This is a genomic window from Actinoplanes sp. NPDC089786 (assembly GCF_040684855.1).
GTDB lineage: Bacteria > Actinomycetota > Actinomycetes > Mycobacteriales > Micromonosporaceae > Actinoplanes.
In genome coordinates, this window is the sequence record NZ_JBFBGU010000027.1 from 56008 (window position 1) to 81098 (window position 25091).

Here is a 25091-nt window from a genome sequence, read left to right on the forward strand (position 1 = left end):
TCCCACATCATCGAATTGCCGACAATGCCGGGCAACCATCCGGTTTAGGGTCGCCGCGTGCGGTTTCTCATCCTGGGCCCGCTCGAGGTCCGCGACGGCGAGCGGCTCGTCGCGCTGGGCGGGCCGCAGCAACGCGCCCTGCTCGCGTTGCTGCTGGCCAGACCGGGCCGGGTGGTGTCGATCGATCAGATCACCGAGCAGCTCTGGGGTGCGTCCGCCCCGTCCGCCGCCCGCAGCCTGGCGCAGGGGTGCGTCGCCGGCTTGCGCCGGGCGCTGACCACCGGACGAGACGGAGTCCTGCTGACCCGGGCGCCCGGATATGTGCTGAGCCTCGCTCCGGGCGCGTTGGATCTGGACCGCTTCGACGAGCTGGTCAAGGACGCGACGCAGCTCGCGGAGACGGGGGCCCGGGAGCGTGCCGCCGCCATGCTGCGGGAAGCACTGGCGTTGTGGCGCGGACCCGCGTTCGACGGCATCGACCTGGACCCTTGCCGGAGCGAGGCCGCCCGACTGGAGGAGCATCGGCTCGCCGTCGTCGAGCAGCGCGTCGCCATCGAGCTGCGGCTGGGCCGGCACGCCGAGCTCATCGCCGAGTTACAGGCGCTGACCGCGGACCACCCGCTGCGCGAGCGGTTCTGGGCCCAGCTCATCACCGCGCTGCACCGCTCGGACCGGCAGGCCGACGCACTGGAGGCATACCGGACGGTCCGGGCGACGCTGGTCGGCGAGCTGGGCGTCGAGCCGGGGCCGGCGCTGCGGCAGGCGCATCAGGACGTCCTGTCCGGCGCGCCGGCCGCCGTCCCGGCCCAGTTACCGACCTCGGCGTCCGCCTTCACCGGCCGCGAGCACGACCTGCTCCGGCTCGACGAGGTGCTGGGCGACAGCGGGGGCGCGCCGTCGATCGCCGTGATCTGCGGGACAGCCGGTGTCGGCAAGACCGCCCTCGCGGTGCGCTGGGCCCACCGCGTGCGCGACCACTTCGACGGCGGCCAGCTCTACGCCGACCTGCGCGGGTACGCCGCGGCGCCGCGGCTACGCCCGATCGAGGTGCTGACCGGCTTCCTCCGGGCGCTCGACGTGCCGGTCGAGCGTATTCCGGCCGATCAGGAGCAGGCATCCGCTCTCTACCGCACGATCCTGGCCGACCGACGGATCCTGGTCGTGCTGGACAACGCGAGCAGCGCCGACCAGGTCCGCCCGCTGCTGCCCGGCGGGCGGCCCGGCCTGGTGCTGGTCACCAGCCGCGACAAGCTCGGCGGGCTGGTGGCCCGTGAGGGCGCCGCGCACCTCACCCTCGACGTTCTGTCGCCGGCCGAGGCGAGGGCCCTGCTCGAAACCGTGCTCGGCGCGGACCGGGTCGCCGGGGAACCGGCCGCCGTGGCCGAGCTGGCCGCGCGGTGCGCGTACCTGCCATTGGCCCTTCGCATCGCCGCGGCCAACCTGACGCTCTATCCGCGGCGGACCGTCGCCGACCAGGTTGCCGAGATGGACGCGCTCAGTCCGCTCGGGGCGCTCGCCGTGGGAAGCGACGAGCAGCACGCCGTCCGCGCCTCCTACAACCTGTCCTACTCCGGCCTGGCGACCCCGGCCCGGCGCCTGTTCCGCCTGCTCGGCATCGCGCCCAGCGCCGATCACACCGCGGACGACGCGACGGCCGTGCTCGGTGACACCAGCCCGCGGGAGGCCGCTGGTCTGCTGCGCCACCTCACCGACGCGCACCTGCTCGACGAGCACGCCCGCGGCCGGTACGTCTCACACGACCTGCTCCGGCTCTACGCGATGGAGCGGGCGGACGACGAGGACCCGCCCGATCGGCGGCGTGCGGCGATCGGGCGGCTCTACGACGGTTACCTGCGCCGCGCACGGGCCGCCGCCGACATGCTCTACCCACACATGCTCCGCCTCCCCAACGCCACAACGGTCCCGGCCACCGGCCGCCACACTTACCCCGACGAGACGGCCGCGCTTGCCTGGCTGGAGGCTGAGCGGCACAACCTGGTGATCGCGATCAGGTACGCTGCGGCGCATGGTCCGCGGCGCGCCGGATGGCAGCTCGCCGACACCCTGCGCGGATACTTCCACCTGCGCCGGTACGCCGCCGACTGGTTCACCGCGGCGGACGCGGCGCTGCTCGCCGCCCGGCACGAGAACGACGCGGCCGCGGAGGTGGCGGCCCGGCACAGCCTCGGCACGGCGTACCGCAGCATCGGCGAGCACGGCGAGGCGTTGCGGCAGTACCACGAGGCGCTGCGCCTGGCCCGGGTCGCCGGCTGGCCGCAGTCCGAGGCCACCACGCTGGGCAACCTGGGCATCGTGTCCCGCAAGATCGGCCGGCTCCCGGCGGCGGTCCGCTGGCTGGAGGAAGCCCTGGCCATCGACCGGCGCCTGGGCCGTCGGGCCGGGGAGGCCAACAACCTGAGCCTGCTGGCCGAGGCCTACCTGGAGATGGGCCGGCTGGACGACGCCTTCCGGCATTTCGCCGCCGGCCTGGAGTTGAGCCGGGCCGTCGGCAGCCTGCACGGTGAGGCGCTGGCGCTGACCGGCCTCGGGCGGGCCGGCCTCGAACTGGGCCGGCCCGACGAGGCCTGGGACCACCTCATCGCCGCGAAGGACCGCTACCTGCGGGTGGGCGATCGGGACGGGACGGCGATGACCGACTGCTATCTCGCCTGGCTGGAATGCGATCGAGGGCGGCCGGGCCCGGCCCGCGCCCAGGCGCTCGGCGCCCTGGAGACGGCCCGCCTGATCGGGGACCGGCAGACCGAGGCGATCGCGCTGAACGTCGCCGGCCTCGCGGACCGGCTCCTCGGCCGCCACCGGAACGCCATGGAGAAACATCGGGCCGCCCGTGACGCCGCCCTGGCCACGGCCAGCCGGCGCTTGGAGGGGGACGCCCTGGTCGGTCTGGCCGCCGCCGGGTTGCGGCTCGGCCGGCACGACGAGGCCCGCTCGTACGCCCGGGAGGCGCTGGAACTGGCCCGGCAGGACGGCTATGAGGTGCTGGTGGGCGACGCGCATGCCATGCTCGCCGAGATCCACCACGCTCGCCGGGACGGCCAGGCGGCCCGGCACACCGACCAGGCCGAGGAGAGCCGGCGCCGGACGGGCCACCATCCCGCCGCGTGAGGCGAGACGGTGACCCGAGTGGCCTACCCGCCGTTCATCGAGCGCAGAACACGGTGGCGTCCATGTCCCACGCCGTGTCCGGCGTCGGCGCCGACTGGGCGCCGAAGGAGGCGAGGTTCGCCGGTCGGCCGCCGGCCACAGTCGGCCGGATCTGCTGGAGATGCGTACCGGCCCGGACGGTCGTGCCGGCGAGACCGGTCAGCGCCATCCCGGACGGGCAGGCGATCACGGCCGTCTGGCTCGGCACGCCACCGGCGGCCCGGAAGGTCTGCCGGACCATCTCGAAATCGAGTGGGTGGTTGGGCCGCGCACACACCGAGTATCCGGTGAGCGTGTACTGGCCGGCGAAACCGTCGGCGTCCTCCTTCGCCAGCGCCGCGCTCGAGGCGGCGGCGCCCCCGCTGCTGCCCGGCACCGTGCCGAGGTCGACCTGCCCGGCGCCGTTCTCGATCTTTCCGCCGGTGCCGACCACCAGCTTGCCCGGCGAGCATCGCGTGAACGCCTGGGAAACGGGGGCCGAGGTCGGCGGGATGGTGAGGGGCTGGATCTCCAGTTCAGTGCTGGCCGGCACAACACCGCAGAACGCGAACACCTGAATGCTCCACACGCCGGCGATGCCGAACTGGTCGGCCGCCGCGGTGACCTGGAACCTGTCCGGGCCGGTGGCCGGGTGGATCGGCTGCATCTCGGTGATCACAGCATGGATGCCGCCGACGGTGAAGGCACCGCCGCCGAGCACCCGCTCACCCGCCGGACAGGGCGTGCTGTGAGGCTTTTCCGGCCGCAGATCGGGCACGGACTGCGTCACGAAGGCCCTGACCGTGCCGAACGGCAGGGTCGCGGCCGCCGCTGGTGCGCTGTTCACGGTCTGTGCGGCGAGTACGGCCACAACCGCACCCACCGCCCACAACATTTTGGTTCGCACGTGCATGTGGTTCCTCCTCGAATCCCGGTGATGTCTGCGCCGGAACCGTGGCGCACCACAATGGGCATTCGATGGGCAACCGGTGGGCAACCGGCCGGATCAGCCCGCTCAGCGAGCCGCAAGTCGGCTGGTTGACAGCCGGACGGCCCCGGAGACGACGGCGGTCAGCCTTTCACGGTCAGGATTGGCCGTTGTTCCACGACGCTCGTGTTGGCGCTCTCGTCGGCACAGTCCTCGGGATCACGCGTCGTCGTTGCGAGGCGCGTCGACGTGGGTGACGAGGTTGATGCCGCCGTCGACGTGGATCACCTCGCCGGTGACGAAGGGGACCTTGATGAGCGCCAGAACCATTGCCGCGACATCGGATGGTTGCCCGAGCCGGCCCAGCGGTGTCATTGCCACGGTGCGCGCCGCCCGCGTGGCGAGGCTGTCCGAGGTCAGTCGGGTCTTGAGCGGCCCGGGCGCGATCGCGTTCACCCGGATGTCTGGACCCACGGCCTTGGCCAGCAGCCTCGTCAGGTGGTCGAGCGCGGCCTTGCTGACGGAGTAGGGGATCGAGCTGCCGAGGGGGCGCGAGCCGCCCACCGAGGTGATGTTGATGATCTGGCCGCCGGGCTCCATGACCTTCACGGCGGCGACGGAGACCTGCCACGTCCCGACGACGTTGACGCCGAGGATCCGGTGCCAGTCGTCAGCGGTGACCGCATCCAGGTCGGCGTGGGGGACGGGTCGCGAGACCCCGGCGTTGTTCACCAGCAGGTCGAGCCGGCCGTGCCGCTCGACGGCCGTCTCCACCAGGCGCACGGCGTCGGAGGGATCGGCGATGTCGGCCTGGACGTAGCTCGCCCCCGGGAGCTCGGCCGCGAGCCGCTCACCGGCGTCGACCGAGGTGGCCGAGTTCACCACGACGGTGAAGCCGTCGGCCGCGAGCGCGCGGGCGATCCCTTCTCCGATCCCGGAGCTCGAGCCCGTCACGATGGCGACACGTGGCGCGCTCACCGGGCGAATCGCTCGGCGACGGGCGCTTTCAGCGCGTTCACGATCGCCCGGCCTCCGCTGGCGAGGATCGAGGTGTCGTTGCTGACCACCACGTAGTCGTAGCCCGAGGCCAGCGCGGCCCGGGCCTGGTCACTCGTGGCGGACGCGGTGCCGATGGGAACACCGGCCGCGGCGGCGGCCGCCAGCGCGGACGTGGCGAGCCGGTCCACCTCGTCGCTTCCCGCCGCGACGCCCATCGACATCGAGAGGTCGGCCGTCCCGACGAACGCGGCACCGATGCCGTCGAGGGCCAGGATCTCCCTCGTGTTCCTGATCGCCACCTCGCTCTCGAGCTGGACGACGCACAGGGCCTGCTCGTTGCCGTACTCGAGGTATTCCGCCCGTGGCAGCAGCCCCCAGCGACCCGCTCGGCTGGTGCCGCCGGACCCGCGGTCGCCGCGAGGCGGGAAGCAGGTGGCCCGCACGACCGCCCGGGCCTGCTCGACCGTGTCGACGTGCGGCACGACCACGCCGGCCGCGCCGGCGTCCAGGACCCGCTGGATCACGCCGAGGCCGTGGTCAGGCACTCTGACGAGCGGGTGCACCCCGAGGGCGTGGGCCATCGCGATGTGGGCCGAGGCGGCGCCCAGGTCCAGTGTCGTGTGCTCGAGATCGATGACCACGAAGTCGAAGCCCGCGTAGGCCATGATCTCGACACTCTCGGGGCTGGAGAGCTTGATCCAGGTCCCGAGCGTGCCGCCGTTGATCCCGTCGCGTACCCGTGCCATGGCTCAGATCTCGCTGGCGGTGTCGGTGGGGGTGGCGGTCCAGAAGACCAGCCACTTGCCGAGCTGTACGACGACCGCGTGCAGTGCGATGCCGACGGCCGACAGCACGACGATCACCGCGAAGGTCCTGGCCACGTCCAGGGTGAAGTTGCTCGCCTGGATCAGGTAGCCCAGACCTTCGGAGCTGCCCACGAACTCCGCGACCACGGCGCCGGTCACGGACAGGATGACGGCGACCTCCAGTCCCGCGAAGATGTGCGGGAGCGCGGACGGGATCTGCAGGTGCCGCATGACCTGCGTGCGGGACGCGCCGAAGGACCGGAGCATCTCGACCTGCTCGTAGGCGGCGGACCGGAATCCCAGGACGGCGTTGATGAGGAGGGGGAAGAACGCGATCAGGGCCACGGTCAGCACCTTCGAGCTGATCCCGATGCCGAACCAGACGATCAGCAGGGGCGCCATGGCGACCTTCGGGATGGTCTGGGTCAGGATGAGCAGCGGGAAGAGCACGCGCTCCACCGGCCGGAACTGGGTGATGAGCACCGCGGAGACCAGGGCCGAGCCGACCGCGATGCCGAACCCGATCAGGATCTCCTTCAGGGTGACGATCGAGTGGGTGATCAGGCTGCCGTCCTGGAAGCCGTCGACCAGGGAGCCGGCGACGGCCGTGGGCGCGGGGACGAGGATGTTGGAGACGTCGAACATCTTCACCACGACCTGCCACACCACCAACAGCCCGATGAACACCAGCACGCTGTAGGTGATCTCCGGTACTCGGCGGCGCCGGCCTCGGACCAAGGTGTCCGAGTTCGCAGGCGCTTCCAACGTCTGGGTGGACATCAGACCTCCTAGTGGGCGCTGTGCTCGGAGTCGAGCAGCTTGCGGATCTTCAGGACGATCTCGCCGAACTCGGGTGTGTTGACGTTCTCGATCCGCCGGGGTCGAGGGAGCGCGACCTCGACGACGTCGGCCAACCGGCCGGGTCGCGGTGTCATGACCACGACGCGGTCGGCGAGGAGCACCGCCTCGGGGATGCTGTGCGTCACGAACAGCACGGTCTTGCGGTCCTGGTCCCAGATCTTCAGCAGGTCCAGTCCCATCTGGTCGCGGGTCATCGCGTCGAGGGCGCCGAACGGCTCGTCCATGAGCAGGATGCGCGGGTCGTGCATCAGGGCGCGGCCGATCCCGACCCGCTGCTGCATCCCGCCGGACAGCTCGTTGGGGTACCGGTCGCCGAACTCCTCCAGGCCGAGCATCACCAGCAGCTCGTCGGCCTTCGCGTGGGTCCCGGCGTCCCGGAGCCGGTGAAGGTCCGGCGACGTCAGCAGGTTCTTCCGTACGGTGCGCCACGGCAGCAGCAGCGGCTGCTGGAACACCATCCCGAGCTGGTTGCGGTGGGTGTCCTCCGACGGCCCGAAGGTGACCTGTCCGGAGGTCTGACGGGACAGGCCCATGATGATCCGCAACAGCGTGCTCTTGCCGCAGCCGCTGGGGCCGACGATGGAGATGAACTCACCGGCTCGGACGCTGAGGGATACGTCGTCGAGGGCCTGGACGGTCCCGCCGGACTTCGTCGGGTAGAGCATGGACAGCGAGTCCAAGCGGATCACGCAGTCGGTGTCGGTGCTGGTCGGCATGTCCGTCATTCCTCACCTGTGATTAGTCGGTCGCCTCGGGCCACGTGCCGCCCATCTCCTTGGTCAGTCGCTTGCAGGCGGCCTTCAACGCCGTGGCCTCTCGGGAGTCCAGCGCCTCCGGCAGCATCCGCTCGGTGCCGACGGCCGCGATCGTGGCGCAGATCCCGGTCGCCGCGAACACCGGCGCCGCGAGGACGCAGATGCCGCGGTGGTTGACGGCGCTGCTCATGCCGGCCTGTCGGATCGCCTCGATACGACGGCGAGTCTCGGTGCGCTGGGGCTCGGGGAGGCTGCCGGTGAGCCGGTCGGCGTGGAACTGGTCGGGTAGGAAGGCCAGGAACACCTTGGCCTGCGAGGAGTTCAGGGCGAGCTGCGAGCCCACGCGCACCGTCACCAGGGTGGGATGGTCGGCCTCCTCCACCAGCGAGACCACCGGTCCGGAGGTGCCCCACAGCGACAGCACGATGCTGATCTTGATCTCGAGCGCGAGCTCGCGCAGGTAGGCCGGCGCCATCTGCATGATGCGCTGCTGTCCCAGCGTGAAGCTGCCGAGCTGAAGGATCGACCGTCCGGGACGGACGAGTGCGGAGTCCTCCACGCGCTCGAGCAGGCCGGAGCTGATCATCGAGCTGAAGTAGCGGTGCACCGTGGTCCGCTTCAGACCGAGCCGGCGAGTGGCCTCCGCGACGGAGAGTTCCGGAGTCTCCGGACTGAACAGTCCGAGTATCTGCGCGGTCCGGCTCACCGCCTGGATGTCCTGCTCGCGAGCAGTCACCGGCTCGTCGACCTGGTCCTCCGCCATTGGCTCTCACCCCGTCCCGTTGAGTGTCCACGAAGCGTGCCTGTTGTTCGCAGTACGGACGGAGGGTAAGCACCACGCACATCTCCCTGCAAGGTTTTCCTGCGGGTTTCGCGGAAGCACCATCCGAAACACTTCCTTGACAGACCGGATAGCGAACTCTCAGTCTGTGATGCGAACAACGCCGACGCCTGGAGACTTCATGACTGACACGTCCGCGATCGTCAAGCTGCTGAACGGCTGCGTTGACCTGCACTGCCATTCCGGCCCGAACCCGTTCCCTCGACGCATCGACCATGCCGAGGCCGGCAAGGACGGCGAGCGGCTCGGCATGCGGGGTGTGCTGGTGAAGTCCCACCATCACAACACCGTCATGGACCTGCTCGCGATGAGCGACCGGCTGGCGAAGATCAGCACCCCGGTCTTCGGCGGGATAACCCTGAACAGCATGGTCGGCGGCATCAACCCGCAAGCGGTGGCCATGTCACTGCGCATGGGGGGCAGGGCCGTGTGGTTTCCGACGTTCTCGGCCGGCCGGCACATCGACTGCCATCCGGAGGGCGTCGGCTTCCCCACGGCGAGCGTCGAGGTGCCGTCGTCCCGGGTCGACATCCACCAGGAGGACGGTGAGCTCATCCCTCAGGTCCACGAGGTGCTCGACCTGGTGAAGGAGAGCGGCGCGATGGTGACCGGCGGTCACATGGAGACCGAGTCGATCACCCAGCTGTTTGCCGCGGCCAAGGACAAGGGTGTCACCCGGATGCTGCTCAACCATCCCGACTACGTCATCGGTGCGGACGAGGCGAAGTGCCGTGAGCTTGTCGGCTACGGAGCGTTCGTCGAGCACGAGACCGGCTTCTACGACCCCGAGGGGACCAAGAAGTGGGACCCGAAGATCCTCCTGGACTGGATCGAGAAGATCGGCCCGGAGCACACCGTGATCGCCTCCGACCTCGGTCAGAAGGGTCGGCCGCTGCCGGTGGACTCCTACATCCGCGTCGCGACCGCGCTGCTGGACCTCGGCCTGGACGAGGGGTCGCTGCGGCAGATCTTCTGCGACAACCCGGCCTTCCTGCTCGGCCTGGACGACTGAACCGGCATCTTGCCGCTGACCCGAAAGGACAGGCGATGACCACCCTGGCCACCCCGCCCGACGTGGAGTTCTCCGACCTCGGTTCGGGCGATCCCGACGAGACGACCCCGGGCGGATCGTCGACGTGGTACTTCCGCGGACACAACTTCGTGCTCGCCCACACGACGCTGGTCGCCGGCGACGTGCTGGAGCGGGATGATCAGCCGGACGAGTACGTCGCGATCCTCCCCTACGAGGAATGCAGCGTCGAGGTCCGTGCGTCGCGGGAGGTCACGTCGGTCTCGGGCAAGGCGGTGGTGATGGTCCCGCCGGGCCGCAGTGCGATCGTCGGCGTCGACGACTGCACCGTCGTGCGGCTGTTCAGCTCCCGGTCCACCGACCTGCTGGACAAGGCGCGCAACCGGGATTCGTACGCGGAGCCGCACCCGAACGTCAGGCCGTTCGAGCCGTGGCCGGACCCGCCGGAGGGTTATCGCATCCGGCCCTACCGACTGGCCGACCTGAAGGTGACGCAGGACGCCGTCCGCCCGGGCCAGATCGTGCGGTGCAGCACCTTCATGGTCAACTTCCTGGCGCCCAGGATCGGTCCGCGTGATCCTGACAGCCTCTCGCCGCACGACCACGACGACTTCGAGCAGTGCTCGCTCGCCGTGGAGGGGGAGTACGTCCACCACCTGCGTACCCCGTGGTCGAAACGTCGCAGCGAGTGGCGCGAGGACCGGCACCTGCGCTGCGGCAGCCCTTCGGTGGCCGTGATCCCTCCGCCCATGATCCACACCAGCGAGGCCGTGGGCTCGGGGACCAACCAGCTGATCGACATCTTCTGTCCGCCGCGTCTGGACTTCTCCCGGACGCCGGGCCGAGTGCTCAACGAAGACACCTACCCGCTCCCGTTATAGGAGGGTTCCATTGTGAAGATACGAGGAGTTGCAGCCGCCGTCCTGTGTGCGGCCGTAATGCTGAGCGCGTGCGGCTCCGGCAGCGGATCCGACGACTCGGCCGAGTCAGGCGGGCTGACGTCGGTGAAGTTCGCGATGGCGTCCCCCAGCTGGAACGCCGGCTTCGCGGTGATGGCCGTCGTGGAGGCCGAGGGCTTCTACGAGGCGGAGGGCCTGACGGTCACGACCAACCTGTTCCCGTCGGCCACCCAGGCAGCGCAGCAGGTCGCCGGCGGCGGGGCCGACCTCGGCCTCATGACGGTCGAGCCCGTGGCCATCGGGCACGACAAGGATCTGAACCTGGCCTACTTCAGCTCCTACTGGCCGAAGTGGATCTACAGCCTGCAGGTGCCGGACGGTTCGGACGTGAAGAGCATCGCCGACCTGAAGGGTAAGAAGATCGGCGTCACCGCGGTCGCGAGCTCCGGCGCGACGTTCGCCCGGACTGCGATGAAGCTCAACGGGCTGAACGAGAACGCGGCCAGCCTGGTGCCGATCGGTGCCGGCGCCCAGCAGATCAACGCCATCAAGAGCGGCCAGGTCGATGCGTTGGCGCTCTGGGACATCCAGTACCAGGCCGTCAAGAACGCCGGCGTCACCCTGACGCCGCTTCCGGTCAACGAGACGGCGGAGGCGTGGGGCGGCGGCTTCGCGACGACCCGGAAGAACCTCGAGGCCAAGAAGGACGTCCTCCAACGGTTCGGTCGTGCGGTGGCGAAGGCGTTCGTCTTCGCCAAGGCCAACCCCGAGGCCGCCATCCGCGACCTGTGGAAGCTCCACCCGGAGACCCGCGGATCCGGCCCGGAGGAGAAGGCGCTGGCTGACGGGATCAAGGTCCTCCAGGTACGCCTGGACGGACAGGGCTTCGACGACAAGGCCCTGGGCCGGATCGACGAGGCCGCGTTCACCCGTTCGCTCGACTTCATGGCCTCGGCCGGACTGATCAAGAAGTTCCCGGCGAAGGAGATCTACACCGACGAGATGTTCAAGGCGATCAACGAGTTCTCCTACGACGACGTCACCAAGCGAGCAGAGAGCGCCCGCTGAATGCGGCTGGGGGTCGCGCTCGACCTGAGCTCCCAGGAGCGGGTCCGTCCACAGATGGATCGCACGGTCAGGCTGCTCGCCCGCGCGGAGCAGCACGGTTTCGACTCCGCGTGGGTGGGGGAGAGCTATCACGCGGCCTCTCAGCCGTTCCACCTCCCGTCCGCCCTGGTGGTCCTGGGACATCTGGCCGGACGGACGTCCCTGGCGCTGGGATCAGCGGTGCTGCTCCTGCGCGCGTACAGTCCGCGGAAGCTGGCCTATGAGGCTGCGCTGCTCGACCAGCTGTGCGGCGGGAAGCTCACCCTCGGCCTCGGGCTCGGCGGCCCGGAGGTCGCCCAACGGGTCGGGCTGCCCGCGTCGGGTCCGGCCGGCGCGGCCTTCGACGCCACGCTGAAGCTGCTGCGCGACGCCTGGTCCGCCGAGGTGGCGATCCCACCACCGGTGCAGCGCGGCGGGCCGCAGATCTTGGTGGGTGGCAAGGTGCCGGCCTCGGCCCGTCGGGCCGCGACGCTCGCCGACGGATTCTACGGCGCGACGAATTACTGCGACGACCTGTTGATCAAGCAGTCGGCGGCCTACTGGTCGTGTCGCGGCGAGACCGGGGGAGTGGTCGCCACCACCAGGTTCTGCGTCGTCCACGAGGATGCCGCCACGGCCCGCGAGCTCGCCGCGCGCCACCTGAAGGCCGCGACCGACTACTACACCGAGCGGGGCTCATGGATGGGTGCGGACGGCCCGGCCGAGCTGGAACTCCCCATGGTGGGTACGCCCGACGAGATCGACGCCACGATCGCCCGGTACGTCCGGGCGGGGGTCACGTCGGTCCAGCTGCGGGTCGCCCCGTTCGGCACGCCGCCGGACGTTGCCCGCCACACGCTCGACCTCGTCGGGCGGCACGTCCTCCCGAACTGGCACGGCACGCCTCCTGAGGTGGGGCAGGAAGTGGAGACGACCCGATGAGCAGCTCATTCGTGTACACGGCGGTCCGGACCCCGTTCGGCCGGTTCAACGGAGCCCTGGCCGACACGAGGACCGACGATCTGGCCGCGACCGCGCTGAAGGGACTGCTCGACCGCTCGCCGGGCCTGGACCCCGGCCGGGTCGACGACGTGTTCTGGGGCAACGCCAACGGCGCCGGCGAGGACAATCGCAACGTCGGCCGGATGGCCGTGCTACTGGCGGGCATGCCCGTCTCGGTGACCGCCACCACGGTGAACCGGCTCTGCGGCTCGTCGCTGGACGCCGCCATGATGGCCGCACGCATGATCGAGGTCGACGACGCGGAGATCGCGATCGCCGGAGGCGTGGAGTCGATGACGCGGGCGCCGTGGGTCCTGCCGAAGCCGTCGCGCCGGTTCCCGGCCGGCGACGTCACCGCGGTCTCCACGACGCTGGGCTGGCGCCTGGTGAACGAGCGGATGCCGGCCGACTGGACCGCCTCGCTGGGCGAGTGCAACGAGCAGCTCCAGGAGAAGTTCTCGATCTCGCGCGAGCGGCAGGACGAGTTCGGCGCTCGCTCGCACCGCCTCGCGGCGGAGGCGTGGGAGAAGGGCTTCTACGACGACCTCGTGGTGCCCGTCGCCGGCGCCGACCTGGTCCAGGACGAGAGCATCCGGGCCGGCACCTCGGTCGAGGCGCTGGCCGGGCTGAAGCCGGCGTTCCGGCCCGACGGGACGATCACCGCCGGCAACTGCTCACCGTTGAACGACGGCGCGAGCGCGGTCCTGCTGGGCTCGGCGAGCGCGGCCGCGACCATCGGTCGTGACCCGGTCGCGCGGATCGCCGGTCGCGGCTGGGCGGCGCTGGAGCCGCAGCGGTTCGGCTACGCCCCGGTCGAGGCGGCCAACGACGCGCTCGGGCGGGCCGGCATCACCTGGGACGACGTCGGCGCCGTCGAGCTGAACGAGGCGTTCGCCGTCCAGTCGATCGCCTGTATCGACGCCTGGCTCGGGCTCGGGCTGCGGGACGCCGGGGTCGTCAACGCCAAGGGCGGGGCGATCGCCATCGGGCACCCACTGGGCGCCTCGGGCGGGCGTGTTCTCGGGACCCTGGCGGCGCGGCTCGTGGAGTCCGGTGAACGATGGGGCGTGGCCGCCATCTGCATCGGTGTGGGTCAGGGCTTGGCGGTCGTGCTCGAGAACGTCGCATGACGCTGCTCTGCGCCTCCGCCGACGAGGCGGTCAGCGGCATCGCCGACGGGTCGACGGTGCTGGTCGGCGGCTTCGGCACGGCCGGCATGCCGTTCGACCTGATCGACGCGTTGATCCGGCAGGGAGCACGAGACCTCACCGTCGTGTCGAACAACGCGGGCAACGCGGACACCGGGCTCGCGGCGCTGCTCGCGGCCGGGCAGGTGCGCAAGATCGTGTGCTCGTTCCCCCGGCAGACGGACTCCTGGGTCTTCGACGAGCTGTACCGCGGCGGGAAGATCGAGCTCGAGGTCGCGCCGCAGGGGAACCTGGCCGAGCGTATGCGCGCCGCCGGAGCCGGGATCGGCGGGTTCTACACCCGCACCGGAGTCGGGACCCTCCTCGCGGAGGGAAAGGAGACCCGCGAGATCAACGGCCGGACGTACGTCCTCGAGCTGCCCATCGCCGCCGACGTCGCGCTCATCAGCGCCCACACCGCGGACACCCTCGGAAACCTCGTCTACCGCAAGACGGCACGCAACTTCGCTCCCGTCATGGCTACGGCCGCGACGACCACCATCGTGCAGGTGCAGCACATCGTCGAGCCGGGAGTGCTGGATCCCGAGGCCGTGGTCACCCCAGGCATCTACGTCGACCGGATCGTGCGGGTGTCGTCATGAGCGTGGTGTCTCCGAGCATCGTCGAGCACACCGGCCGTGGCCCGCTGGGACGGGACGAGATGGCCCGGGTGCTGGCGGGCGACATTCCCCGCGGGGCGTACGTCAACCTGGGCATAGGTCAGCCCACAACCGTCGCCGACCACCTCTCCCCGGCGTCGGGGGTCGTCCTCCACACCGAGAACGGCATGCTCGGCATGGGGCCGGCGGCTACGGGCGACGCGATCGATCCCGACCTGATCAATGCCGGCAAGTTCCCGGTGACCGAGCTGCCCGGCGCCTCGTACTTCCACCACGCCGACTCGTTCGCCATCATGCGAGGCGGCCACCTCGACCTGTGCGTCCTCGGCGCCTACCAGGTCTCGGCATCGGGGGATCTCGCCAACTGGCACACCGGCGAGCCCGACGCGATCCCGGCGGTCGGCGGGGCGATGGACCTCGCCGTGGGCGCCAAGCAGGTCTTCGTCATGATGTCGCTGTTCACCAGGACCGGCGAGCCGAAGCTCGTCAGTCGATGCACGTATCCGCTCACCGCGTTGCGGTGCGTGGACCGGGTCTATACCGACGTCGCCACGTTCGAGATCACCGGCGGGGACCAGGTCCTCGTACGGGAGACGTGGGGAATCTCGTTCTCCGAGCTCCGCTCACGCGTCAATGTCCCTTTGGAGCGACATGTTCACTAGGAATCAGTTCTACATCGGGGGTACGTGGGTCGATCCGGCCGCGCCGCGGACCTTGGGCGTCCTCGACCCCGCGACCGAGGAGACGTTCGCGACGATCAGCCTCGGGACGGCCGAGGACGTCGACCGCGCGGTGGTGGCGGCGCGCGAGGCCTTCACCGCGTACTCGCAAGTCAGCGTGGAGCAACGGCTGGAGCACCTCGAGCGGATCATCTCCGGCTTCCGGGCTCGGCTGCCCGAGATCGCCCGGACGATGACCCGCGAGATGGGGTCGCCGATCACGTTCTCGACGGAACGCCAGGCCACGGTGGCGCTGTTCCACTTCGAGGAGGCGGCCCGCGTGCTCGCGGACTACCGCTTCGAGGAGGAGATGGGAGTCGGAATCGTACGGCGGGAGCCGATCGGCGTCTGCGGTCTCATCACGCCGTGGAACTGGCCGCTGAACCAGGTCGCGTCGAAGGTGGCCCCGGCCCTCGCCACGGGATGCGCCGTGGTGCTCAAACCGAGCGAGATCGCGCCGCTCAGCGCCATGCTGCTCGCCGAGGTCATCCACGACGCCGGGCTGCCGCCCGGCGTGTTCAACCTTGTCAACGGCGACGGTCCCGCCGTCGGTGAGGCCATCGCGGCGCACCCCGGCATCGACATGGTCTCGCTCACCGGCTCGACCGGCGCCGGCATCAGGGTCGCCAAGCTCGCGGCCGACACGGTGAAGCGCGTCGCGCTCGAGCTCGGTGGCAAGTCGGCCAACATCATCCTGCCCGACGCGGACCTGGAGTCCGCGGTCGTCGCCGGGGTGCACTCCTGCTTCACCAACGGCGGCCAGAACTGCCAGTCGCCCACGCGGATGCTCGTGCACCGCTCGCAGCGCGACGAGGCGTACGCCGCCGCACGACGGGCGGTCGCCGAGGTCCGTCTCGGGGATCCGCTCGATCCGTCGACCACGATGGGGCCCGTGGTGAGCCGGACGCAGTTGGAGAAGATCACCGCGCTCATGCAGTCGGGGATCGACGAGGGTGCGACGCTCGTGGTCGGCGGCCCCGGGCGCCCCGAGGGACTCGACGAGGGGTTCTACGTCCGCCCGACCGTGTTCGGCGACGTCACGCCGCAGATGCGGATCGCACGTGAGGAGATCTTCGGCCCCGTGCTCTCGATCCTGCTCTACGAGACCGAGGACGAGGCCGTCGAGATCGCGAACGACACGCCGTTCGGGCTGGCGGGCTTCGTACAGTCGAAGGACCCTGACCGCGCCCGCAGGGTCGCCAACCGCATCCGTGCGGGACGCGTCTACCTCAACGGCGCTCCGTTCGACCGCAGCCTGCCGTTCGGCGGCTACAAGCAGTCCGGGAACGGACGAGAGTTCGGGCGGTTCGGCTTCGAGGAGTACCTCGAGGTGAAGGCCGTGCTCGGCTATCCGCGGTGAACGAGAGGACGACATGGTGAACCCTGACCACAGCGAACGGCTGGCCGTCCTCCTGGACCGCGAGGAGCTCTTCGACCTGGTGCGGCGGGAACGCTTCGCCCGCGACCAGCGACTCTTCGACGTGATGCGTGACTGCTTCCACGACGACGCCTACGTGCGGACCACGTGGTACGACGGACGTGGCGGCGAGGCCTACGTCGAGGCGACGAAGGCGTGGATGGCGCGGACCGGGAACAGCAAGCACTGGGTCTTCCCCGCCTACGCGCGGGTCGAGGGCGACCGGGCGACCGTCGAGAGCCCGGCGAAGATCTTCAACCGGACCACGGTGGACGGAGTGGAGGTCGACTTCCACGCCTACTGCCGGTTCTTCTCACGAGCCGTCCGGGACGACGGGCGGTGGAGGCTGATGAGCTTCGAGGTCCTGCTGGAGCGCGACGAACTGCGCCCCGTCCACGCGGGTGAGGTGCTCCCGGTGGACGTGGCCCAGCTCGCTGGGCTCCGGCCGTCCTACCGGTTCCTCACCTGGATCCAGTCGACCCGCGGTGTGACCGTGAGTCAGGACCTGCTCGGCGACGACCGGCCGGCCGAGCTCGACGCGTTCCACCAGGGCGAGACCGCCTGGCTCGCCGGCCCGGGATAGCGGTCAGCGCCGCGGGCCCTGGCGGCGCCGTTCGGTGGCGGTCGCCTGGATGCGCGCAACGCCGCGAACGCGCCCAGGTCCCGCCCCTCCGGATGCGGTCGCTCCACAGTAGGCGTACCGTTACGTCTTGCTACCCCAGACCTCGGCAGTGTGCCAAATCCACGATTGCCCGAGGCCGGGGTTTCGCGGACGCATCCCACGCAGGCATACCCGGCGTGACACCAGCCTGTCTGCACGAGCCTCTCCTGTCAGCGCGATGCGCCCGCCAGCAGACCTTTCGGGCCTGGCGGCGACAGCATCACGCGACCGGTTCGGGCGGCCATCCATGCACCTGATCAGCACTGGAGGCGCCACCATGAACCACCCTCGGATCCATCGGCTTCGCCGCGGCATGCTCGCCGGCGGTGCAGCCCTGGCCATTGTTCTCCCGATCGCTCTGTTCAGCGGTGCGACGGCGGCCTACGCCGCCACCCCCTGCGTCGTCGGCCCCGGCGTCACACAGACCGACACGACCGTGACCGGAAGTCCCGGCAACGACACGATCGACTGCGGCGGAACCGACCCCGGCAAGACGATCAACGGTAACGGCGGCAACGACACGATCACCGGCACGGACTTCGACGACACGATCAACGGCGGCGACGGCAACGACACCCTCACCGGCGGCACGGGCGACGACACGCTCACCGGCGGCCTGGGCATCGACACCATCTCCGGCAGTGCCGGCAACGACACCCTGGCCGGCGCCTCCAACGACGGCAGCCAGGACAGCCTCGACGGCGGGCTCGGCACCGATACCTGCCAGGGACCCGCGCCGGACCCCGACATCCATGCCAACTGCGAGAACACGAGCACCCCGCCGGGATCCGGCCCGGGTTCGGACATGGCCAACGCGTCGGCACTCTGCCTGGCCAGCGGAGGGACGCTTTCCCTCAGGGTGAACCCGCTGGGGTACGCCTGCGCGTTCCTCCTCGTTCCCTCCAGCAAGCAGCGGCTGAGTGAGGCTCGCGAGGTGTGCACCAACCAGGGTGGTGTGTTCACCGTCCTGCCGCTCGCGCTGGGCTACACCTGCCTCGGCACCAGTTCGAGGTAACACCGCAGGTCCGATACTCCTGGACCGCCCACGCCGTCCCACTCATCAGGCCGGCGTGGGCAACCAGGGCATCAGGTGTGCCGACATCCCGTTCGTGCTGGTCAACTTCGCGCTGCTGGTGATCTTCCTTCGGGCGCGGTGTCCAACCTGCCGGCGTCGTCGGCGGCCGAACAGGTCGCTCAGCAGATCCAGGACCAGATCGATCAGCACCGTAAACCGTTGTCTGAGAGACAAGGCGTGCTCAGGGCGGGCCGTTACCGGCCCGCCCTGGTCGCGTCCGTGACAGCCGGCGGCTGACCAATTCAGCCTAGGCCTCATCAAGAACGACACCGAGCCTTCCGGAGGGCTCGCACGACCTGGTCGCCGCCGTAACAGCGGCTCCTCGACACGCAGCCTGTGGTGTGCGGCCTGAGAGTCTTTGCGCGATCGCCGGCCCCTCCACTGTGAACACTTTCACTGGCGACGCACTGAACTCCGGCCTCACCGGATCGTCCATAGCGATGAGGGCAGCAGACGTCCGGTTGAAGGAGGAGAAAAATGGAACGTGATTGGAACGTTTCAAACGCGCCGCTCTGCTCACCGCGGTAGCCGCTACGAGCGGACTTGCCCGGCTCAACCAGCCGAGGCCGCTGGGCCGGGCTGCGTGGTCACAGTCGTCTTCGAAGGCTCGCATTTCCATCCCAGCCGGGGACCTCGGCCGAATGCGCTTGAAGAATTCCTCATCAGCGATTGCTTGATACGGGAAGTCGCAGCAATCCCACTTGTCCGCCGGCTCCGGCCCGAGCGCCCTTCTCCTCATCGGCGGACGCTCGAGGCGCCGGCCCATCGTCGTTCAGCGAGGTCATCGTGGAAGACAGCGCCGCATGTGCCATCGTCGGATACGCGTTCCGGCTGCCAGGGGGAATTCGTACCGCCGACCAGTTCTGGCAGTTGCTGAGCCAGCGCGGGTTCATCCGGGAGCCGATTGCCGGCCGCTACGGCCCGGGATACGAACCATCCGCCGGTCGGCCCGGTCCCGATCGATTCGGCTCCTCCTATGAAGGTCTGCTGTCCGGAGACGATTTCTACCTGTTCGACAGCCGCTTGTTCGGCGTGTCCGTGCCTGAGGCCAATTCCATGGACCCGCAGTCCCGCACGCTGCTGACTTGCACGTGGGAGGCATTCGAGCACGCCGGCTGGGGCCATGAGCGATTGCGCAACAGTCGTACCGGTGTCTTTATCGGAGCTCAGGATTCTTCGTCCACGAATTGGCGGCCGCTGTTCGGTCCGGACGAATACAGCGTCAGCGGATCCAGCTCCGACATGCTGGCCAGTCGCATCTCGTACACCTTCAACTTGATGGGACCTTCCGCCACCTACATGACCGCGTGCTCGTCGGGGATGACCGCCTTGCATGCGGCGGTGACCGCCCTTGCCGGCGGCGACTGCGACCAGGCCGTGGTCGGTGCGTCCAACCATCTGGGCAGCGCCCTGACCAGTGCTGCCTTCGCGCAACTCGGGGTCATCAGCCCGGACGGCGCCTGCCATTCCTTCGACGCGGCGGCCAACGGTTACATGCGTTCGGAGGGCGCGTTCGTATACCTGGTCAAACCGCTTGCCGCGGCGCAGCGCGACGGAGATCGCATCCTGGCCGTGGTCGCCGGGACGGCGGTGAACACGGCCGGCGCGGCCGATGGCGCCGAGGGTCTCGGAGCCGGGCGGATGATCACCGCCCCGACTCAGCATGCGCAGGTGGATCTGATGCGGAGCGCGTGTGGTCGAGCCGGAATCTCGCCCGGCGACGTGGACTACCTCGAGGCGCATGCGACCGGGACACGGGTCGGCGACCGGATCGAGGGCAACGCGATCCGCGAGGTCTTCGGTGAACCGCCGAGGTCTGTCCCGCTGCGGGTGGCGAGCGTCAAGAGCAATGTCGGGCACATGGAGGCGGCGGCTTTCGCCTGTGCCCTCCTCAAGACGCTGCTGATGTTCGAACACCGGGCGTACGCCCCGATCTCCAGCCATTTCGCGGTGCCCAATCCCGATATCGACTTCACCGGACTGCGAGTGCAGACGACGAGCGAGGCCTTCGGTGACCGGCCGGCCCTGGTCGGTATCAATTCGTTCGGCTTCGGTGGTGTCAACGGTCACGCTGTACTGGCCGAGTACCGCCCCGATCGTGAGGCGATGTACTCCCGGCCGGTGGCGCCTGACGCCGGCTACTTGTTCCCGCTGTCGGCCCGTACCCCTGAGGCGCTGCGGGAGAGCGTTGCGGCCTACCGTGATCTGCTCGCCGGCTCGCCACCGTTCGACGTGTACACGCTCGCCGCGAACATTAGCCGCCGCCGGACCCACTTCCCAGTCCGGACGGCGTTCGCCGCCACGGGGCCGGAGGATCTCGTCGCACAACTGGACGCGTTCGTCCGCGACCGCCCGGAAGTCTCCGAGGTCGAGGAGCGGAAACGGGAGCGGCGCATCCTGATGGTCTTCGCCGGCCAGGGAACCCAATGGGCGGGCTGCGGTCGTGAGCTTTACGCCACCGCCCCGATCTTCGCCCGGACCGTCGACGCCATCGACGCCGTGTGGCAGCACGAAGCCGGGTATTCGTTGCGTGAAGCTTGTTTCAACGAACCGCAGGGGAAACTGGACGAGACCCGGCTCGCCCAGCCGGCGATCTTCATGATCGAGGCTGCCCTGGTCGACCTGCTGGCTTCGTGGGGAGTTCGTGCCGATGGGGTCGTGGGCCACAGCGCGGGCGAGGTCGCCGCGGCGTACGCGGCCGGGATTCTGAGCCTGACCGACGCCGCCCGGCTGGCGTTCCACCGGTCTACTTTGCAGCAGCGCACCGCCGGGTCGGGCCGGATGCTGGCCGTGGACCTCGATCTGGCCGGCACCGAGGCGCTGCTGGCTGAGTTGCCGGACGCCGGCCTCGAGATCGCATGTGAGAACTCACCCGTGAGTACGGTGGTCTGCGGGGCCGAGGCGTCGCTGATCCCGCTGACGGAGGCTCTGCGGCAGCGCGCGATAACGCACCGGATGCTGCGGGGCAACGTGGCTTTCCACTCCCGGGCGATGGATCCGATCGAGCAGCCGCTGCGCGAGGGCCTGGCCTTCCTGGCTGACCGCCTGCGCTCGCCGTCGGTACCTTTTGTCTCCAGCGTTACCGGCTGTCCGACCGAGCGGTTGGACGCGGCCTACTGGTGGTCGAACGTCCGTGAGCGCGTGCGGTTCCGGGCCGCGGTGCAAGCCGCCGCAGCGGAACTGGAGCCGAACGTGGTCATCGAGGTGGCGCCTCATTCGGTGTTGCTGAGCGCCGTCCACCAGTGTCTGGAGGAATCCGCCGATGTAGCCCGGGTGACGACCCTTCGCCGGGACACCGATTCCCGCGCGGCGTTCCACGAGACGCTCGGCGCGCTGTTCCGCCAGGGCGTGGCCCTCGACTTCGCCGCGCAGTACCCGAACCCGCGGTCGATCAGCCACCTGCTGCCGCTCCATCCCAGGAACGACGTGGTGACGTTCGATCCGGCACACGATGACATGCATCTGGTCAAGCGTGGCTTGTATTCGGCGGGCCCACTGATCGGCCGCGCGATGCCCGACGAGCACCCGCGCTTCGAGGTGCGGATGAGCGCGGCGGACTTCTCCTGGCTCACCGACCATCGCGTACAGAACGCTCCCATCATGCCTGCGGCCGGGTACGTCGAGATGGTGCTGGAGGCGCTCGGCGGTGCACCCGCCTCCTTCGACCACGTCGAGTTCCACCAGCCCTGCCCGGTCACGAACGTCGCGCTCCGCCTGCGGACCGAGCTGACACCGGAGGCGGGCGAGCCTGGTCAGTACTCGTTCCGCATCCTGTCTCTGAGCTACGGCGCGACCGGTGAGAGCACCTTGCACTGCACCGGGCGGGTCCGCCGCACGCCGCCCACGGAGGACCCGTCAAACGTTCTGGCCACCCTGGACCGGTCCCGGTTCACCGAGGACGGCGGAATGGGTTCGCGCGAAGCCTTCTACGGACAACTCAACGCGGTACTGGGCGACTATTTCCAGTACGGTCCGCACTTCCAGCCGGTAACCCGGGTACAGCGCGATGTCGCGACCCAGGAACTGCTGTTGGATCTGCGGCTGGACGACGCGCTCTGGCGCGACGGCCGGCACGCCGGGTACCACTTCGCCGTGCCGCTGCTCGACGGCGCCCTCCAGGCCTTCCTGTACTTCGTGATGAAGTGCTCCGACATCTCCGGCTTTCCGCGGCGAATGCGCGGGCTGACCATCGACCGGTTACCCACCTCGGGCCACCTGGTGTGCCATTTCATTCCGCCGAGCGAGATGGCAGCGCACGAGCTCGGCCAGTTGAGCCTGGCGCTGGGCGAGCAGGGGACCGGAAGTCTGGTCGTCTACGACGCCGGCACCGGCGAACGCGTGGCCCGTCTGGCCGAGTACACGAGCTTCATGGCCAACCCCAAGGCTGACGTGATCGAACGCAGCAAGTTCGTGATCAACTGGCAGCCGAAGTTCGTGACCGACACGCGCGGCCTGCTCAGCCAGCTGGCCGCCGAGGATCTGACCTTGTCCGCCGTGGTCACCGCGCTGGCGTCCGGAACACGCGGGGACACGGCCCGCACCTGGCGGGTGGCGGAGTTCAGCCAGACCCTCGAACCGGATCGGACGGCTGCCGCGGAGTACCTGAGCCGTGCACCCGGCCCTGAACAGATCGAGCTGTGGCTGCTCGGATCGACCGCGGAGCGCACCAAACTGTTGTTCGACGCGTTCAAACAAGGTCCAGCGGTACGTGTCGCGACCGCGGACCTCGAGGACCCGGACTCCATCGATCTCGACACCGGGCTCCTGCGCGCGGCGGCGTGCGAGTCGGTGTTCGCGGACGCCCGAACGACAAGGCTCACCGATGCGGGATGGGCCTTCCTGCGGCGGTTGTTGGTGCCGGGCGGCGTCGCTGTGATCCGGAACCCGGATCGCGAGCTCGATCCGCCGGGACCGGGCTGGACTCTGATCTGCCGAGACGAGCGGGTTGCCGCGTGGAGCTCACCGGGCGAGCCGTTCGACGACGGGCCTACCGAGGAGGCCGGCCCGCGCTGGGTCATCGGCGACGGCGGTGAGCCCCTCGACTCGCTCGACGCACAGTCGCTGTACTCCGATGCGACCCAGGAGCGGCTGCGGTCTCTGTGCTCGATCGATGTCTTCTGCACCGGCGAGGACGACGCGGATCCCTCCGGCGCGGAACTCACGGCCCGGTTTCTGCTGCTCGCGCAGGCGCTGTCGAACGCCCGGGCACAACTCCCGGCCGTGCCGTGCCGGCTGACCGTGGTCACCCGGCGATCCGTTCTGGACGTCAACTCGCCGCGGGGTGCCGCCCTGTGGGGGGCGGTCCGGGCGCTCGGTCACGAGTTCGACCGAGGGATCTCGGTGGACCTACGGCTGGTCGACGTCGGTGACGCGGCAGACCTGCCGGTGCTGGACTGGCTGGCCCGGCACGACGTGCGCGAACGGGAACTGGCGATCCGATCGGGCCGGCTCTACGCCCCGCGGCTCGCCCGCGAGCCCGGTGGACACGCCACCGTCCCCGCCGACATCGGCCGACCGTACCGTCTCATGCTGAATTCGCCCGGACAGCTCGGCGGCCTGTCGATGCGGACGCAGTCACCGCGGGAACCCGGGCCGCACCAGGTCCTCATCGATGTCGCCGCGGCGGCGCTGAACTTCCGGGACGTCATGGTCACCATGGACCTGTTGCCCCCTGCCTCCTACGAGCACTCTGCGCTCGGGCGGGAGGTCGGCATGGAGGGCAGCGGCACCGTGGTCGCCACCGGCGGGGCGGTGAGCGGCCTGACCGCCGGCCAGCGGGTGATGTTCCTCAAGGGCGGTTGCATCGGTGACCGCGTCGTCGTCGACGCCGACGCCGTCTTCCCCGCTCCGCCCGGGCTGACGATGGAGCAGGCGGCCGGGGTGCTGTCGGTCTACCTGACGGCGTACCACGGTCTGATCGACCTGGCCCGGCTACGCGCCGGTCAACGGGTACTCGTCCATTCGGCGATGGGTGGAGTGGGCCAGGCCGCGATCGCGCTCGCCCGGCACGCCGGAGCCACGGTGTACGCCACGGCCGGCACGCCGGAGCGGCGTGCCCGCCTGCTCGATCTCGGTGTGGAGGCCGCCTTCGACTCGCACAGCTACTCCTGGTACGACGAGCTGATGGCGGCGACCGACGGCGAGGGCGTCGATGTGGTGCTGAACTCGCTGGCCGGGCACCACATCACCCTGTGTCTGCGGGCGCTGCGTCCCGGCGGCTGGCATTGCGAGATCGGCAAGGTCGACATCTACGCCGACAACGCGCTTGGCCTCGCGGTGTTCCGGAAGAACCTTCGGTTCGCCGCGATCGACGTCGACCGTCTGCTGAATGACGACCCGGCTCACGCCCGAGCCCTGGCCCAGGCATGCCTCCGGCTGATCGAGGACGGCACCGTGCCGCCACTGCCGGTGAAGCCCTTCGCGTACGGCGACTATGAGAACGCACTGCGGTTCATGGCCAACGGGCAGCACGAGGGAAAACTGGTCCTGACCGCGCCCACCGAGAAGGAGGCGGCCGGCCTCGAGGTGGTCGATCGGCGCCCGTTCCTGGACGCCGAGGCGACCTACCTTGTCACCGGTGGCATGGGGGCATCGGGCTGCGCCTCGTCTCCTACCTGGTCTCGGTCGGCGCCCCGCATCTGACTCTGCTCGATCGGGACCCGGGAAGCGGCCGCACCGCCAAGTGGGTCCGTGATGCCAGCGACATTGCCCAGTTCTTCCCCGGCGAGGACGTCCAGATCGACGTCGTACCCGGAGACGTGTCCCGCCGGGAGGATGTCGACCGATGTATCGCCGGCCTGACCCGGCCGCTCAAGGGCGTCTTCCATCTCGCTGCTGTCCTGGACGACCAGCTGCTGGTCAACGTGGCTCACGACTCGGTGACAACGGTGTTCGCGCCGAAGGCGGATGGTGCATGGCACCTGCACGAGGCGACCAGCGGCTCCCCGCTGGACCATTTCGTCCTGCTCTCCTCGATCGCGTCGACCTTCGGCAACGCGGGACAGACGGTCTACGCCGCCGCCAACGCGTTCCTCGACGGACTCGCGGCGCACCGGCGTGAA

19 protein-coding genes and 1 pseudogene are annotated in these 25091 nt (G+C 69.7%); 13 read left to right on the plus strand and 7 right to left on the minus strand.

The genetic code is table 11. From position 1 onward, the window contains the following. The first annotated feature begins 57 nt into the window (after positions 1-57). Positions 58-3126: a BTAD domain-containing putative transcriptional regulator gene (locus AB0O15_RS41755; protein WP_364331535.1), complete on the plus strand. Its 3069-nt coding sequence runs from the start codon at positions 58-60 to the stop codon at positions 3124-3126. A 34-nt stretch (positions 3127-3160) separates the two neighbouring features. Here the strand turns inward: AB0O15_RS41755 and AB0O15_RS41760 are convergent, their stop codons facing one another. The 6 genes from AB0O15_RS41760 to AB0O15_RS41785 all read right to left on the minus strand — a co-directional run bounded on the left by AB0O15_RS41760 (position 3161) and on the right by AB0O15_RS41785 (position 8256). After that, the gene (locus AB0O15_RS41760) at positions 3161-4057 is read right to left on the minus strand and encodes a hypothetical protein (RefSeq protein WP_364331537.1); all 897 of its coding nucleotides are present in this window, start codon (positions 4055-4057) and stop codon (positions 3161-3163) included. A gap of 234 nt (positions 4058-4291) precedes the next feature. After that, entirely contained in the window at positions 4292-5050 is a 759-nt protein-coding gene (locus AB0O15_RS41765) for an SDR family oxidoreductase (protein WP_364331540.1), read from the minus strand. Then, positions 5047-5817 carry an aldolase/citrate lyase family protein gene (locus tag AB0O15_RS41770; protein WP_364331543.1) on the minus strand — a complete coding sequence of 257 codons (771 nt, stop codon included), beginning with the start codon at positions 5815-5817 and terminating at the stop codon, positions 5047-5049. The genes AB0O15_RS41765 and AB0O15_RS41770 overlap by 4 nt, the downstream gene beginning before the upstream one ends. A gap of 3 nt (positions 5818-5820) precedes the next feature. Next, a complete protein-coding gene (locus tag AB0O15_RS41775) occupies positions 5821-6657 on the minus strand; it encodes an ABC transporter permease (RefSeq protein WP_364331546.1) in 837 nt (278 codons plus the stop codon). Positions 6658-6665: 8 nt separating this feature from the next. After that, positions 6666-7454, minus strand: a complete 789-nt coding sequence (locus AB0O15_RS41780) for an ABC transporter ATP-binding protein (protein ID WP_364331548.1) — start codon at positions 7452-7454, stop codon at positions 6666-6668. Between the two features lie 22 nt (positions 7455-7476). Next, a complete protein-coding gene (locus AB0O15_RS41785) occupies positions 7477-8256 on the minus strand; it encodes a helix-turn-helix domain-containing protein (protein ID WP_364331551.1) in 780 nt (259 codons plus the stop codon). 199 nt (positions 8257-8455) lie between these two features. Here AB0O15_RS41785 and AB0O15_RS41790 point away from each other — a divergent pair, with 199 nt between their 5' ends. The 10 genes from AB0O15_RS41790 (at position 8456) to AB0O15_RS41835 (ending at position 17970) form a co-directional block, all read left to right on the plus strand. Then, positions 8456-9346, plus strand: a complete 891-nt coding sequence (locus tag AB0O15_RS41790; RefSeq protein WP_364331554.1) for a DUF6282 family protein — start codon at positions 8456-8458, stop codon at positions 9344-9346. A gap of 35 nt (positions 9347-9381) precedes the next feature. Further along, positions 9382-10245: a hypothetical protein gene (locus tag AB0O15_RS41795; RefSeq protein WP_364331557.1), complete on the plus strand. Its 864-nt coding sequence runs from the start codon at positions 9382-9384 to the stop codon at positions 10243-10245. Positions 10246-10368: 123 nt separating this feature from the next. Beyond that, a complete protein-coding gene (locus tag AB0O15_RS41800) occupies positions 10369-11331 on the plus strand; it encodes an ABC transporter substrate-binding protein (protein ID WP_364331560.1) in 963 nt (320 codons plus the stop codon). Beyond that, positions 11332-12291, plus strand: coding sequence for an LLM class flavin-dependent oxidoreductase (locus AB0O15_RS41805; RefSeq protein ID WP_364331562.1), 960 nt, complete (start codon positions 11332-11334; stop codon positions 12289-12291). It begins immediately after the preceding gene. Continuing rightward, positions 12288-13481 (plus strand): thiolase family protein, encoded by a 1194-nt coding sequence (locus tag AB0O15_RS41810; protein WP_364331565.1) that lies wholly within the window; start codon positions 12288-12290, stop codon positions 13479-13481. Before AB0O15_RS41805 ends, AB0O15_RS41810 begins: the two co-directional genes overlap by 4 nt. Continuing rightward, positions 13478-14140 carry a 3-oxoacid CoA-transferase subunit A gene (locus AB0O15_RS41815; RefSeq protein WP_364331568.1) on the plus strand — a complete coding sequence of 221 codons (663 nt, stop codon included), beginning with the start codon at positions 13478-13480 and terminating at the stop codon, positions 14138-14140. The genes AB0O15_RS41810 and AB0O15_RS41815 overlap by 4 nt, the downstream gene beginning before the upstream one ends. Then, the gene (locus tag AB0O15_RS41820) at positions 14137-14820 is read left to right on the plus strand and encodes a 3-oxoacid CoA-transferase subunit B (protein WP_364331571.1); all 684 of its coding nucleotides are present in this window, start codon (positions 14137-14139) and stop codon (positions 14818-14820) included. The genes AB0O15_RS41815 and AB0O15_RS41820 overlap by 4 nt, the downstream gene beginning before the upstream one ends. Further along, positions 14810-16237: an aldehyde dehydrogenase family protein gene (locus AB0O15_RS41825; RefSeq protein ID WP_364331574.1), complete on the plus strand. Its 1428-nt coding sequence runs from the start codon at positions 14810-14812 to the stop codon at positions 16235-16237. Before AB0O15_RS41820 ends, AB0O15_RS41825 begins: the two co-directional genes overlap by 11 nt. A 13-nt stretch (positions 16238-16250) precedes the next feature. Next, entirely contained in the window at positions 16251-16877 is a 627-nt protein-coding gene (locus AB0O15_RS41830; RefSeq protein WP_364331577.1) for a nuclear transport factor 2 family protein, read from the plus strand. A gap of 355 nt (positions 16878-17232) precedes the next feature. After that, on the plus strand, positions 17233-17970 hold the full coding sequence (locus tag AB0O15_RS41835) for a calcium-binding protein (RefSeq protein WP_364331580.1): 738 nt from the start codon (positions 17233-17235) through the stop codon (positions 17968-17970). A gap of 45 nt (positions 17971-18015) precedes the next feature. Here AB0O15_RS41835 and AB0O15_RS41840 read toward each other — a convergent pair whose 3' ends face one another. Then, positions 18016-18180, minus strand: a complete 165-nt coding sequence (locus AB0O15_RS41840; protein WP_364331583.1) for a hypothetical protein — start codon at positions 18178-18180, stop codon at positions 18016-18018. Between the two features lie 636 nt (positions 18181-18816). Between AB0O15_RS41840 and AB0O15_RS41845 the strand changes: the two genes are divergently transcribed. Both AB0O15_RS41845 and AB0O15_RS41850 read left to right on the plus strand, forming a co-directional pair. Further along, complete coding sequence (locus AB0O15_RS41845) at positions 18817-24672, plus strand: acyltransferase domain-containing protein (protein ID WP_364331586.1); 5856 nt, start codon at positions 18817-18819, stop codon at positions 24670-24672. A 2-nt stretch (positions 24673-24674) separates the two neighbouring features. Further along, positions 24675-25073, plus strand: a pseudogene (locus AB0O15_RS41850) (ketoreductase domain-containing protein); the annotation flags it as partial. Between the last annotated feature and the right edge of the window lie 18 nt (positions 25074-25091).

Excerpts from the sequence above, each read along its gene's own strand:
- AB0O15_RS41760 (WP_364331537.1), bottom strand. The coding sequence starts at position 4,057 with ATGCACGTGCGAACCAAAATGTTGTGGGCGGTGGGTGCGGTTGTGGCC.
- AB0O15_RS41770 (WP_364331543.1), bottom strand. The coding sequence starts at position 5,817 with ATGGCACGGGTACGCGACGGGATCAACGGCGGCACGCTCGGGACCTGG.
- AB0O15_RS41775 (WP_364331546.1), bottom strand. The coding sequence starts at position 6,657 with ATGTCCACCCAGACGTTGGAAGCGCCTGCGAACTCGGACACCTTGGTC.
- AB0O15_RS41780 (WP_364331548.1), bottom strand. The coding sequence starts at position 7,454 with ATGCCGACCAGCACCGACACCGACTGCGTGATCCGCTTGGACTCGCTG.
- AB0O15_RS41785 (WP_364331551.1), bottom strand. The coding sequence starts at position 8,256 with ATGGCGGAGGACCAGGTCGACGAGCCGGTGACTGCTCGCGAGCAGGAC.
- AB0O15_RS41790 (WP_364331554.1), top strand. The coding sequence starts at position 8,456 with ATGACTGACACGTCCGCGATCGTCAAGCTGCTGAACGGCTGCGTTGAC.
- AB0O15_RS41795 (WP_364331557.1), top strand. The coding sequence starts at position 9,382 with ATGACCACCCTGGCCACCCCGCCCGACGTGGAGTTCTCCGACCTCGGT.
- AB0O15_RS41805 (WP_364331562.1), top strand. The coding sequence starts at position 11,332 with ATGCGGCTGGGGGTCGCGCTCGACCTGAGCTCCCAGGAGCGGGTCCGT.
- AB0O15_RS41810 (WP_364331565.1), top strand. The coding sequence starts at position 12,288 with ATGAGCAGCTCATTCGTGTACACGGCGGTCCGGACCCCGTTCGGCCGG.
- AB0O15_RS41815 (WP_364331568.1), top strand. The coding sequence starts at position 13,478 with ATGACGCTGCTCTGCGCCTCCGCCGACGAGGCGGTCAGCGGCATCGCC.
- AB0O15_RS41820 (WP_364331571.1), top strand. The coding sequence starts at position 14,137 with ATGAGCGTGGTGTCTCCGAGCATCGTCGAGCACACCGGCCGTGGCCCG.
- AB0O15_RS41825 (WP_364331574.1), top strand. The coding sequence starts at position 14,810 with ATGTTCACTAGGAATCAGTTCTACATCGGGGGTACGTGGGTCGATCCG.
- AB0O15_RS41830 (WP_364331577.1), top strand. The coding sequence starts at position 16,251 with ATGGTGAACCCTGACCACAGCGAACGGCTGGCCGTCCTCCTGGACCGC.
- AB0O15_RS41835 (WP_364331580.1), top strand. The coding sequence starts at position 17,233 with ATGAACCACCCTCGGATCCATCGGCTTCGCCGCGGCATGCTCGCCGGC.